Genomic DNA, 13,274 nt, shown 5'->3' with positions numbered 1-13,274 from the left:
TTCACGGCATTGTTATCGGCTGACAATGCAACAATTTATGGTAAAAAGGATTGAGTTTCATGAGTAATTTAACAGTAGGCTTGGTAGGCTGGCGCGGCATGGTCGGTTCAGTATTAATACAACGTATGACTGAGGAAAAAGACTTTGACGGTATTACACCCGTGTTTTTCTCAACCAGCAACGCAGGTGGTGATGCCCCAAGCCTTGATGGTATTCATACCGGCCAATTAAAAGATGCTCATGATATTGACGCGCTAGCAGCTTGTGATGTCATCATTACCTGCCAAGGCGGCGACTATACCTCGCAAGTCCATCAACCGCTACGTGATAGTGGCTGGAATGGCTACTGGATTGATGCGGCAAGCACCTTGCGAATGGAAGATGACAGCATCATCATTCTCGATCCAGTCAATCGCGCCGTTATTGACAGCGCCCTAGCCAATGGCAAAAAAGACTTTATCGGTGGTAACTGTACCGTGTCATTGATGCTCATGGCGATTGGTGAGCTGTTTAATAAAGGCTGGGTAGAATGGGTCAGCGCCATGACTTATCAGGCCGCTAGTGGCTCTGGTGCTAACAACATGCGCGAATTAATCGCTGGCATGGGCGTGCTACACAATGCGGTCAAAGACGAGTTGGCTGATCCTGCCAGCGCCATCCTTGAGATTGATAAAAAAATCGCTCAGACTCAGCGCTCAGATGATTTTCCTAAGCGATACTTTGGTGTGCCACTAGCAGGTAGCTTGATCCCCTATATCGATGTTCAGTTAGAAAACAAACAGTCAAAAGAAGAATGGAAAGGCGGTGTCGAGACCAATAAAATCCTTGGTAATTCTGAAGCCGATAAGATTGCTATCGACGGCATGTGTGTGCGCGTTGGCGCGATGCGCTGTCATGCGCAAGGCCTTACCATCAAGCTCAAAAAAGACATTCCGCTAGAAGAAATCGAAGCAGCACTTAAAAACAGCGGCAATGAATGGCTGGACTTGGTCGAAGACGACAAAGAAGCGACTATGAATCGTTTAACGCCAGTGGCAGTGACTGGTACATTGACAGTTGCACTAGGTCGCTTGCGTAAGCTCAATATGGGCCCTGAGTATCTAGGCGCATTTACCGTTGGTGATCAATTATTATGGGGCGCAGCCGAGCCGCTACGTCGTATGCTGAATATCATCCGTGAGCAAAAAGACTAAGTTTATTTTCTTAAAAAGTCAGTACAAAAAAGACAGCAAATGCTGTCTTTTTTTATGGGCGTACCACTTCCAAAAATTTGAATAGCACGGCAAACAAATGCAAGTCCTACTTATAACAAGCTCAGCAAATGTGACAACGCTCATCTTATACTTTGAGGCTAGTATTACTTTGTCTTGTAAGCAATCATCACTTCATTACGGCGCAAAAAAGGCAGTGTCCAAGGCGGATTATAACGCGCCAGTTCAGGCTCGCCCGTTATAGTCAAATTTTGGGTTTGCATCCAAGATTGTAGCTCTTCCGTTTTAGTCGCTACTTTTTTACTGCCTGCCAACCCTGAAAACTTAATCACACCGTACGTCTGTGCTGGCACCTCGGTAATCGTGATGTTTGGATTATTAGGCTTTGGCAGTGTTTGCATCGTATATTGACTGGGCATAGTAAATTGTACACGCCACTTACCATCGTCTTGCTGCATGCTTACTGGTGCTGTCATCGCAATTTTCTGTGATTCGCTATCACTCTTTTTGTTATTAGGCTGCATTGTAACGGGCGCAGTCATGCTAATTTTACTACTGCCGCCAGTTGGCGCTGTATTATTGCCAAATATATAGTCGGCTAACACTTTAAACCCTTCGCGACTCGCTGAGTCTTGGTCACCACTTACCAACGTTTGTGCCACTAGCTGCTTATCGTAACGACGCAGCTCAAAGTCATCCATTTGCGACAACACTGTATAATTCGGCTCTTCGGTCGCCATAGCTGCTCCTGAGGTTAATAATGAACCACTTAATAATAAGTAGGTTACCTTTTTCATAGTATGTCTCCAGCAGTTAAAACATCGGTTAGCAATGGTTACTGTCTCGCCATTATGATTTCTACTTTACCAACTACTCATAAGTACTGTCTGTGTCTTTTGGTTATGACAAAATACTATTAACCAAAAGACACATTTATCAGATATATCAATACCTCATAAACATCCATGTCCAAAAAAACTGCTAACAATGCTATAATTATCACCATTTTCATAGCGTAAATAGCGATAATCATATGCAATTTGTCTTACATAAAACGGCCAGCGGTGACACGCGTGCGCGCCGTGGTACGGTTCATCTCAATCATGGCGACGTACAAACGCCAGCGTTTATGCCTGTTGGCACTTATGGTACAGTCAAGGGCATGCTGCCACGTGATATTGAAGCCATTGGTGCGGATATTATTTTGGGCAATACCTTTCATCTATGGTTACGTCCAGGTACCGAGGTGATTGATAAGTTTGGCGGCTTACATAAGTTCATGCACTGGGATAAGCCTATCCTGACCGATTCAGGTGGCTTCCAAGTATTCAGTCTGGGTGCCATGCGTAAAATCACCGAAGAAGGGGTCGACTTTAAGTCTCCTATCGATGGTGCGAAAGTTTTTCTGTCTCCAGAAAAATCGATGCAGATTCAGTACAGCTTGAACTCAGACATCGTCATGCAATTTGATGAGTGTACGCCCTATCCTGCAACTCATGACGAAGCAAAAAAATCGTTAGAGTTGTCCTTACGTTGGGGACAGCGCTGTGTTGATGAGCACAACAGACTGGGCAGCACCAACGCATTATTTGGCATTATTCAAGGCAGTATGTATCCTGATTTGCGTCAGCAATCACTTGAAGGCCTGCTCGATATCGGCTTTGATGGTTATGCCATTGGTGGTCTGTCAGTTGGTGAACCAAAAGATGAAATGATAGATGTCCTAGATTACCTCCCTGATGATATGCCAGCAGATAAGCCACGCTATCTGATGGGCGTTGGTAAGCCTGAGGATTTAGTTGAAGGCGTACGTCGCGGTGTCGATATGTTCGACTGTGTGATGCCGACGCGTAACGCGCGTAATGGTCACTACTTCGTCACAGGCGATGCAGACAATGCTGGTGTGGTACGTATCCGTAACAGCCAATATCGCAATGACGAAGGTCCACTAGATCCTGAGTGCGACTGCTATACTTGCCAAAATTTTAGCCGTGCTTATCTCTACCATCTTAATAAGTGTAAAGAGATGCTGGGTGCTCAATTAGCGACTATCCATAACTTGCGCTATTATCAGCGTTTGATGCAAGGTATTCGTGATGCCATTGAACAAGACAAATTTGATGAGTTTGTCAGCGAATTTTATAACAAACGTGGACAAACAGTACCTGAGTTAAATCTACGCTAATCATACTTTTGCCATTGTCATAGCTATAAAAAGGGCTTAAGAATTATCTTAAGCCCTTTTTAGTGTGTTGCTTTTATTATTTCTAGTTAATCAGTACTAGCCCATTAACGAGGTTACAAATACCACGATCACGGCAATCGGTGCTACAAACTTAGCAACGATTTGCCATAATTGCCATGCACTATTAGACAGACCAAGCTCTTGTTGAATACTGCGTTGATCCATTTGCCAACCAACGAAAATAATTGCAGCAAGACCAGTTAGCGGGAGAAGGAATTTACTGGTAATTTTATCCAATGCATCAAAGATACCGTTCCCCATGATAGTGAAGTCAGACCATAGGTTAAATGATAGTAATGCCGCAACGCCTAATAGCCAAATCACTGTACTGGCAACGATGGTTGATACCGTACGACTCATCGGTGTACGTTCTTCTAAAAACTCAACGGTTGGCTCAAGCAATGAGATTGATGAGGTAATAGCAGCAAAAGTAATAAGTAAGAAGAACAACGTACCAATGATCGTCCCTGCGCCCATGCTACCAAAAGCGATCGGTAGGCTGACAAAGATAAGACCAGGACCTGAAGCAGGGTCTAAACCATTGCTAAAGATGATTGGGAAGATTGCTAGACCAGCAGCCAAAGCAATAACCGTATCTAAAATCACAACAGTACGGGCGGTTTTTAGTAAGTTCACTTCACGACCCAAATATGAGCCATAAGCAATCATAATACCCATACCAATAGATAGAGTGAAGAAGGCATGACCCAATGCTGCAAGCATCACATCGCCAGTCAACTTGCTAAGATCTGGTGTGAATAAATAAGCCACTGCTTCACCAAAACCACCGTTTATCACGTTATAACCAACGATGACGAACAAAATCACGCCTAGTAGTGGCATTAAGACTTTAGCCGTAGTTTCGATACCTTTGGTCACACCAATACCAACAATCAAAGCAGTAATAGCCATAAACACGGTATGCCAAATCGTCAATGTACCTGCTGAAGCCAACATAGCATCAAAGGTCGCAGCAATAGAATCACTGTCTTGACCAATAAAACTGCCTGTACCTGCTTTAGTAATATAGTTGAGTGCCCAACCACCAATCACACTATAAAACGATAGAATTAAGAAACCACCTAAAATACCTGACGCGCCAATGATGCCCCAACTGCGCGACTTACCTTCACTTGCTGCAACATCCGCAAAAGTGTTGACTGGGTTCTTTTGTCCACGGCGACCAATCAGCCATTCAGCGACTAGAATCGGAAAACCTACCAGCGCGATACAGAATAAATAAGCGATAACGAAAGCTGAACCACCGCTTTCACCGACCATATAAGGAAACTTCCATATGTTTCCCAAACCAACTGCTGAACCAACCGCTGCCAATACGAAGCCAAAACTTGAGCTCCACTGTGCATGTTCTTGTTTATTAATAGCCATTTTTTCCGTCCTCGTGCTTCAATTAACATCACTGATAATCTTCCTTGATTATCATAAATAGCCATGAGAAATATCAGGCTATTCAATAAACACCTCAATGTGAGGCGTCCAGCAACATTAAGAAAGAATTGTTTACAATATCGTAAAGGCTCAGTTTCTGCTAAGCCACCAAAAAAGTCAAGCGCTCATAAACATAAAAAGCCATAACAATTGGTTATGGCTTCTGGTAATTTTATCTATAACTGACAAGAGTTTGGCTGATTAATGAATGCATACTATATATGATTTTCAGTAAAAGCCAATCGCCGTTCTAGCGCACCACACCACGACGACTTTTTTGTAGTGAATCAATGAGCAACTGGATTTTCGGCTCTTTTGGTAGCAGCTCATTATTCAAAACCTCAAGCGCTTGCACGGTCGTAAGACCCGATCTAAAAATCATACGGTAAGCTTGACGCAATACCTCAATTGTCTCTTTTGACCATCCTTTACGACGCATGCCTTCCACATTGAGACCATGAGTCGTTGCTGGATTACCAGATACCATGGTAAAGGCGGCTACATCTTTTAGAATCAGACTTGCGCCCCCAATCAAGCTATAGTCATCAACCGTACAAAACTGATGAATACCTGAATTACCGCCAATGATCGTGTGATTACCAATAGTCACATGCCCTGCAACGCCAACATTGTTGGCCAATACATTATGATCGCCAATCACACAATCATGAGCCACATGAGTGTTCACCATCAGTAGATTATGGCTGCCTATTTTAGTTAGCTCACTATCTTGTGCGGTACCGCGGTGTAAACTACAGGCTTCTCGAATGGTATTATAATCGCCAATCTCAAGCCAAGTACGCTCACCAGCATACTTCAAATCCTGAGGATCTTCGCCAATGCTCGCAAATTGATAAAACTCATTGTGTTGACCAATACGAGTCAATTTGGTAACAACTACATGGCGATGCAGAACCGTGTGAGCACCAATAGTGACCTCATCACCGACGATACAATACGGACCAATGATAGCAGTCTCATCAATTTGGGCGGACGGTGAGATGAGTGCTGTTGGATGGATCTGACTCATAATGTGGGCCTTTGTATGATCTGATGCGAGTAAATGGTAAAACAAATACAGCCAATTTAGTTTTATGAGAAAACCTAAGCATGGCTCTGCTGTTAAATGCGAGTGTCAATTATAATGCTTGTAACCCGCTTTGACCTAATTTTTTAGATGCTTTGTTTAAAGAATTAGGTCGGCTACGAGGCACAATGGCTATTGGTAAACGTTATTGTTCTTGGCGAGCAATCATTATTTGCGCACTGGCAGCTAACTCATCGTCAACATGTACAGTACAGTCAAATTTATAAATACCGCGCTTCTGCATCACTGTTTTAGCACGAATAGTCAGCTGATCACCAGGAATCACTCGACGCTTAAAACGGACTTTATCAACACCTGCAAATAGATATAAATAACCATCTTCTGCGGTTAGACCAGCACTGATAAATCCGAGCACGCCTGAGACCTGAGCCATGCACTCAACCATAAGTACCCCTGGCATAATCGGCTCATCAGGAAAATGACCATTGAAAAACTCTTCATTGATAGTCACATTCTTAATACCTGTAATGCACTCACCAGGTGTGCAATCAATAATCTTATCTACTAAAAGAAAAGGATAACGGTGTGGCAAATAATGCTTTAACGTATGATAAGTTAATGGCAGCGTAAGACCTTGCTCAGCTAAGCTTTTCATTTCTTTATCATTTAAAATATCGATATCGGTGCTGCTCATAATGGTGCTTCCTTGCTATGTTTTAAATCGCTATGACTTTACTGTGTTTGTATATATGCATTGATATTTGCGCTAATCACGCCCAAGCTGACGGAAGCGTACAGCTGCCCGTCGCCAGTTAGCTGTCGGCATAGCAGCCGTTCCAGAGGAGTATGAACCAGCGGTTTTGATAGATTTGGTTACCATGGTCATCCCAGATAAAGTGACATCATCTGTAATCTCGATATGACCTGTGATACCGACGGCACCGCCAATAATACAGCGCTTGCCGATACTAGTGCTGCCTGCGATACCCGTTTGAGCCGCGATGGCTGTGCCATCACCGATACGCACGTTATGAGCAACTTGTACCAAATTATCAATAATAACGTGATTGCCAATGACTGTATCATCAATGGCACCTCGGTCAATGCAAGTTTGACTACCAATTCGTACATGGTTGCCAATTACGACCCGTCCTAACTGAGCAATACGCTCCCAGCCAGTGGTACTAGGATCTTTGGTTGGTGCAAAACCAAAACCTTCTGCACCCACACTGACACCCGCGTGTAACCTCACATGATCACCAATGACACAATCATGCCCAATCACCACTTGTGATTTAATAACACCATCAGTACCAATAGTCGTATTTTCTTCGATCACCACATGCGACGCAAGTGAGCTACGCGCACCAATTTGCACATAATCGGCAATCACACAAAAAGGTCCGATATTCACCTGCTCACCAATGACCGCACTATCAGCAATCACAGCGCTAGGATGAATACCACCAGACAGTGACTCACGAGCAAACAACTGGCTAGCACCAGCATAAGCTAAGTATGGGCTTGCGACGACTAACGCTATCGCTGTGGCGGGCACTTGGTCGCGATATTCTGCAGTAACCAATACAGCCCCTGCCTCGCTGATAGCCAGACTAGAAATATAATGAGGATCGGCCAAAAAGCTTAACTGATTATGACCAGCCGTGGTCAAACTACCAATACTGCTGAATTTTTGACGTAGCTGTTCAGCGCTGATTTCAGCCTTATTGGTGATGGGCTGACGCTGCTCAATCCGAGTGATAAGTTGCTCAATCGTTATCATAGTGACTATTAATATAAATATTATTATGAATAAGACAATCGCCAAGCTGAACAATCACCTTGGCGATCTACTAATATCTAACAGATGCTGCGTTCATTTAAGTAACTGCTATGGTTAACGACATGAACGCAAACAATCATGCTACGTTAGAACGTATTACCAATCTGGAACTGAACTTTTTCAGTTTCATCGCCTTCTTTATCACCAATAGGTACAGCATAACTTAATGAAATTGGACCAATTGGCGTATACCAGGTTATACCTGCACCCGCACTAAAGCGCATACTATTGTCTTGCGTCAACAGTGGTACGCCCGTATCAGTACCGTCATTAGGATTGATAAAAGTGCGATCTTCCTTATCAGTCGTATCAAATACTTGACCACCTTCAGCGAACAATACCGGACGCACTTGATCTGCCCAATCGCCCTTAAACGGCATTGGCAAAATTAGCTCACTACCGAAGCTGACTAGCGCATTACCACCGATGTCTTCGTCTTTGTAACGCACATCATCATTTATGGCATCATAATACGTTTGTGATTTTGGCCCAAGGGTTGAGGCTTCATAACCACGTACAGAGCCATAACCCCCAGCATAAAAGTTTTCATAAAATGGCAAATCATTACCATAGCCAAGCTTAGTATAACCGCGTGCTACCCAGTCTTTGTAGAAGGGATAATAGATGTTGCCGCTATAAACAAGTTTTTGATAGTTGGTATCACCCAAGCCAATGGTGGCATCGACCGTATGGCTCATACCTTTGGTCGGGAACACTGGACGATCTAAGGTGCTATAGTCCCAGCCAAATAGTAGGTTATAAGTATTGTAGTCATTTTTGAAGCCTGTGCGTCCAGAAGCCTCATTTTCATCATTGACAAAGTTCTCAAACGTGCCGCCATCATCAATAATTTGCTGAACGTTTGATACACCTAAGAAGCGACCACCACGTACTGAAGTGTTATCAACGTTCAAACCGGCACTAACGCGTTTGGTTTCATCAACAGGATAGCTATAGTTCAGCGTAGCACCATAAGAATCGGTGACATAGTTACTGACGTTTCTATCATCGTATTTCGTTTCACGATAATAGGCACTAAGACCTTGTGAGACGCCGTTTTCGGTAAAGTACGGATCGGTATAACCCAAGCTATAAGAATCACGGGTTTCTGAGCGTGATAGTGCCGCTTTCACACGGTTACCTGTACCCATAAAGTTGTTTTGTGTTAGATCTAACTGGAAAGTCACACCGCCGCTTTGTGAGTAACCCGCGGCAATCGTTGAGCTACCAGAAGGCTGCTCTTCAACCGTATAATTGATATCTACTTGGTCTGGTTGGTTCGGTACTGGTTTTACATCAACGTTGACTGCTTTAAAGAAGCCAGTACGCATTAGACGTGTCCGTGACAACTGGATTTTGTCACTAGTTGCCAATGCGCCTTCTAATTGACGCATTTCACGGCGCAGTACTTCGTCTTGAGTTTTGATGTTACCAGTAAAATTAATACGACGAACGTAAATGGGACGTGCAGGGTCGATGAAATAATCGATATCCACTACTTTGGTCTCGTCATTGATACGTGGTACTGGTCTCACCTGCGCCAAATAATAGCCTTCATTACCGTAACGACTCTTAAGTGCCGCAGTGGTTTCATCGAGCTTGGCTTGCGAGTATTTTTCATTGGGTGCAAAAGTCACCAACTCTGTTAGTTCATTGTTCTCAAAAGTCGGCTTACCTAAGAAATTCACTTCGCCAAACTGATATTGTTCGCCTTCGCTTAGACTCACTTCGATAAACACGCTGCTCTTATCTTCACTGATATTGAGCACCGCATTATCTACTGCAAAACGCACATAACCATCATTTTGATAAAGCGCTTTTAGATTCTCTAAACTGGCAGCCAACTTTTCTTTGGCATAACGATCAGACTTTGACAGCAGACGTGTCCACGAAGACTCTTTTACCGCAAAAACGTCTTTGATTTCTTCATCACTAAAATGTTTATTGCCAATGATATTAATATCGACCACTTTGGCAGGTTTGCCTTCGACAAAACGCACGTCGAGCTTGACGCGATTGCCATCAAGTAACGTTTGATCAACCTCAATATTGCTGTTGTAATAGCCTTGGCTGATATATTGCTGCTGTAGCTCATTGGCGACGCCTTGTAGCGTGGCTTGTTTCAGCACATTACCGGCAGACAGACCAGCATTGTCTAGACCTTGCTCTAGCCCTTCTTTTGGAATGAGCTTATTGCCCTCAAAATTGACTTCAGCAATCGTTGGGCGCTCAACGACATCAAACCGTAGCTGTCCACCTTCGATACGGCTTTGAATATCAGCAAAATTTTCGGTCGCATAAAGCGCCTTAATACTGGCTGCTAAACTACTGTCATTTACCGTATCCCCTACCGAAATAGGTAGAACCGGATAGAGGCTATCGGGGGTTAAACGTTGCAAACCATTGAAACCGATGTCAGTGACTACAAATTCTGCAGCCTGTACTGGCATACTCATCATCGCTACAACTAACGGCAACCCTGCCGCGCTCATAAATAAAGGCGTACGCATAAACACTATCCGTCAATAAAAAACTTGCTTAAGTTAAGTTAAAAAGCCCATATTGTCTAGCGCATTTCGCATGAAATTTAAGCGCATACGCAGCAGACTCAGAACACTTTATATAAAATGCATCACAAAATAAACTAAAAATTACGATTAGTACAGAGGCCATGATACAAAGCATGCTACCTATCATGGTCATAATCATCCCATAATAGGCGTAAAACCATTAGTATCTCGTGCCTTATCGATCATATTAGCGATTCGCTGGTCAAAACAGCCGACTGATATCATTACCAATTGCTAACACCATGAAACCTGCCAGCAAGAGTAAGCCGATATTTAGTCCAATCATTTGCACCCCTTCCGAGAGTGGCTTACCGCGAATCAATTCAATAAGATAATACACAATATGACCGCCATCCAACACAGGAATGGGCAAAAGATTGAGTACAGCAAGGCTCAAACTAATCAAAGCCGCCGTCGATAACACCATCTGCCAACTGATATCAAAACTCTGTTTGGCCACTTTAGCGATGGTAATCGGACCTGACAAATTATCCAAACCAATCATGCCTGATAGCATTTTCCCCATTGAGCTGACGGTCATCACTGCAAGCTGTTCAGTTTTCTCAAATGATTTCACCAATGACTCACCAGGGCCATAGACTACAGTGGTCTTGTAAGCGTCAGGAATAATAATTTCGGACTGTGCCACCATAGCACCAATTTGCCCATAATCGTTACCCAAATTGTCTTTTTTACCTTGCGGCATAATCTGAAGCTGTACGGTTTTACCATCACGCAATACTGTGAAGTTAAGCAAAGTTTCAGGACTGTCGCGGATGATACGAGTAGCACTGAGCCAATCTTTAATTGGTTGATCATTGATAGCAATAATACGATCGCCTACTTTTAGTCCTTGGCGACTGGCGGCACCATCAGCGGTCAAGTCACCTACTATCGGTGCAATATCTGGTTGCCATGGCAGCATGCCAAAGCTGGTCAACGCATCTTTACCTTGCGCGCTGCCTTGCATAAACTGAGTTACGGGCGCTTGATAAGTTTTGATCGCATTATCAGCTTGTGCCTCTGATTGCAGAGTAATACTGACGTTGTCCGTCTCACCCATCCGTCCGGCAAGCCGATAGTTGATGCCTTCCCACGTTTGTACCTCATGCCCATCAATCGCAACGATTTTGTCGCCAACTGGCAACTGTGCCATAGCAGCAGGCGTATCAGGTAATACCTGCCCAATCTTCGTCGCTAACTGCTCTGATGGTGTCATAAATAACACCCAAAACAGCGCAATAGCAATGATAAAGTTCATGATAGGACCAGCGGCAACAATCGCAATCTTTTTTAGTGGATGCTGACGATTAAACGCCAAATGTTGCTCAGCTTTTGCTACCTCGCCTTCGCGCTCATCGAGCATTTTGACATAACCACCAAGTGGCAAAGCGGAAATACGATAATCAATACCGCTTTTTTTGCTCGTCCAGCCAAAGAGTTTGGGACCAAACCCGATAGAATAGGTCAAGACTTTAACGCCGCAAAGACGAGCGACGATATAGTGTCCCCACTCATGTAAGGCAATAAGCGGACCTAAGACAAATATTGCCGCAAGGAGCGTTAATAAAAACGTCATGATCTTTTCTCAGTATGGTTTCTCAGCATTCTTTCTTAGCATCTTTTATTAACATCGTTTTTTAACGACGCAGTTATTGATACAGTTACACCAACTTTGCCACAAGTTTTTCTGTAAGGTGACGTGCTATTTTATCAATTGCTAGTATATCTTCTATGTCAGCCGTTTCATTTAACGGTGGCAGCTGTATATCATTCAAAGCCTGCTCATTGATATCAGCAATGTCGGTCAGGCGAATTTTTCCAGCCAAAAACGCAGCCACAGCAATTTCATTCGCTGCATTTAAGACAATCGTCGCTTGTGTGCCCGCTTGCATCGCCTGTCTTGCCAAACGCAAACAGGCAAATTTTTGCAAGTCAGGCTCAATAAACTCTAAACCATTGAGCGCAAATAAGTCTAACGGCTGCGAGCCGCTCTCAATACGATCAGGGTAACTGAGCGCATGGGCAATGGGCGTTTTCATATCGGGACTGCCGAGCTGCGCCAAAAAGCTACCATCGCTATATTCTACCATTGAGTGAATGATACTTTGTGGATGAATCACCACATTTATTTTATCTTCAGACAAATCAAACAAATGGCAGGCTTCGATCAACTCAAGCCCTTTATTCATCATCGTAGCTGAGTCGACAGATATCTTTTGACCCATTGACCAATTTGGATGTTTGACCGCTTCGGCGACGCTCGCTTGTTGCATCTGCGCAAACGATTTTTGCAAAAACGGTCCACCAGAGGCCGTTAACCATAACTTGCGCACGCCGTGATTTAGCTGATGGATTTGGGTATTGTCCTGCTGAATAGCCAGTGGTAAACACTGAAAAATAGCGTTGTGCTCAGAGTCAAGCGGCAGCAAAGTAGCGTTATGCATTTTGACCGCATTAATCATCACTTGCCCTGCCATCACCAGCGCTTCTTTATTCGCCAGTAAAATACGCTTACCTGCACGAGCAGCAGCTAAAGTAGAAGGCAGACCAGCTGCGCCTACGATCGCAGCGACAACGGTATCCGTCTGCGAATCAGTGGCAATGTCGACCAGCCCTGCTTCGCCGCCTACCACATCGATGTCAAGACCTGCCGCACGGAGTCGCTGGGCAAAATCATCGACTGCGGCGGTCGGTACGCTAACGCGCTTTGGCAAAAACTGCTGGCAAAGTGCGAACAGCTTGTCTAAACGGTGATAGCCTGACAGAGCGTAGACCGTGTAAAGCTGTGGTTGCGCCGCTAATATTGCTAACGTGCTATCGCCAATCGAACCTGTCGCGCCTAGTACGGCGATGCGTTGCGTCATAACCATCGGTGCCTGTAAATAATACTCTAAAAAATTAAATA

At 44.0% G+C, this 13,274-nt stretch carries 10 protein-coding genes; 2 read left to right on the top strand and 8 right to left on the bottom strand.

Annotated elements, in window-relative coordinates:
* Positions 1 to 59: 59 nt before the first annotated feature.
* Positions 60 to 1,193, top strand: coding sequence for an aspartate-semialdehyde dehydrogenase (asd, locus tag G7Y90_RS08455; protein ID WP_201559868.1), 1,134 nt, complete (start codon positions 60 to 62; stop codon positions 1,191 to 1,193).
* Between the two features lie 164 nt (positions 1,194 to 1,357).
* On the opposite strand, the gene G7Y90_RS08450 is transcribed toward asd, so the two are convergent.
* Positions 1,358 to 2,008 carry an SOUL family heme-binding protein gene (locus G7Y90_RS08450; protein ID WP_201559869.1) on the bottom strand — a complete coding sequence of 217 codons (651 nt, stop codon included), beginning with the start codon at positions 2,006 to 2,008 and terminating at the stop codon, positions 1,358 to 1,360.
* A gap of 236 nt (positions 2,009 to 2,244) precedes the next feature.
* On the opposite strand from G7Y90_RS08450, the gene tgt reads away from it, so the two are divergent.
* Positions 2,245 to 3,396 (top strand): tRNA guanosine(34) transglycosylase Tgt, encoded by a 1,152-nt coding sequence (tgt, locus tag G7Y90_RS08445; RefSeq protein ID WP_193009500.1) that lies wholly within the window; start codon positions 2,245 to 2,247, stop codon positions 3,394 to 3,396.
* A gap of 96 nt (positions 3,397 to 3,492) precedes the next feature.
* Here the strand turns inward: tgt and G7Y90_RS08440 are convergent, their stop codons facing one another.
* The 7 genes from G7Y90_RS08440 to ispC form a co-directional block, all read right to left on the bottom strand.
* Positions 3,493 to 4,845 carry a sodium-dependent transporter gene (locus tag G7Y90_RS08440; protein ID WP_201559871.1) on the bottom strand — a complete coding sequence of 451 codons (1,353 nt, stop codon included), beginning with the start codon at positions 4,843 to 4,845 and terminating at the stop codon, positions 3,493 to 3,495.
* Positions 4,846 to 5,155: 310 nt separating this feature from the next.
* Positions 5,156 to 5,935 carry an acyl-ACP--UDP-N-acetylglucosamine O-acyltransferase gene (gene lpxA / locus G7Y90_RS08435; protein WP_250163900.1) on the bottom strand — a complete coding sequence of 260 codons (780 nt, stop codon included), beginning with the start codon at positions 5,933 to 5,935 and terminating at the stop codon, positions 5,156 to 5,158.
* Between the two features lie 202 nt (positions 5,936 to 6,137).
* Positions 6,138 to 6,647, bottom strand: coding sequence for a 3-hydroxyacyl-ACP dehydratase FabZ (fabZ, locus tag G7Y90_RS08430; protein WP_045444990.1), 510 nt, complete (start codon positions 6,645 to 6,647; stop codon positions 6,138 to 6,140).
* Positions 6,648 to 6,719: 72 nt separating this feature from the next.
* Positions 6,720 to 7,736 (bottom strand): UDP-3-O-(3-hydroxymyristoyl)glucosamine N-acyltransferase, encoded by a 1,017-nt coding sequence (gene lpxD / locus G7Y90_RS08425; RefSeq protein WP_250163899.1) that lies wholly within the window; start codon positions 7,734 to 7,736, stop codon positions 6,720 to 6,722.
* A 146-nt stretch (positions 7,737 to 7,882) separates the two neighbouring features.
* Positions 7,883 to 10,306, bottom strand: coding sequence for an outer membrane protein assembly factor BamA (bamA, locus tag G7Y90_RS08420; RefSeq protein ID WP_193216919.1), 2,424 nt, complete (start codon positions 10,304 to 10,306; stop codon positions 7,883 to 7,885).
* Between the two features lie 262 nt (positions 10,307 to 10,568).
* Complete coding sequence (rseP, locus tag G7Y90_RS08415; RefSeq protein ID WP_250163898.1) at positions 10,569 to 11,945, bottom strand: RIP metalloprotease RseP; 1,377 nt, start codon at positions 11,943 to 11,945, stop codon at positions 10,569 to 10,571.
* An 85-nt stretch (positions 11,946 to 12,030) separates the two neighbouring features.
* Positions 12,031 to 13,239 carry a 1-deoxy-D-xylulose-5-phosphate reductoisomerase gene (ispC, locus tag G7Y90_RS08410; protein ID WP_250163897.1) on the bottom strand — a complete coding sequence of 403 codons (1,209 nt, stop codon included), beginning with the start codon at positions 13,237 to 13,239 and terminating at the stop codon, positions 12,031 to 12,033.
* Positions 13,240 to 13,274: the final 35 nt, after the last annotated feature.

Source organism: Psychrobacter sp. WY6, from assembly GCF_018448495.1.
Lineage (GTDB): Bacteria > Pseudomonadota > Gammaproteobacteria > Pseudomonadales > Moraxellaceae > Psychrobacter.
The sequence above is the reverse complement of the archived record's forward strand: the minus strand, read 5'-3'. Positions and strand labels throughout refer to the sequence as shown.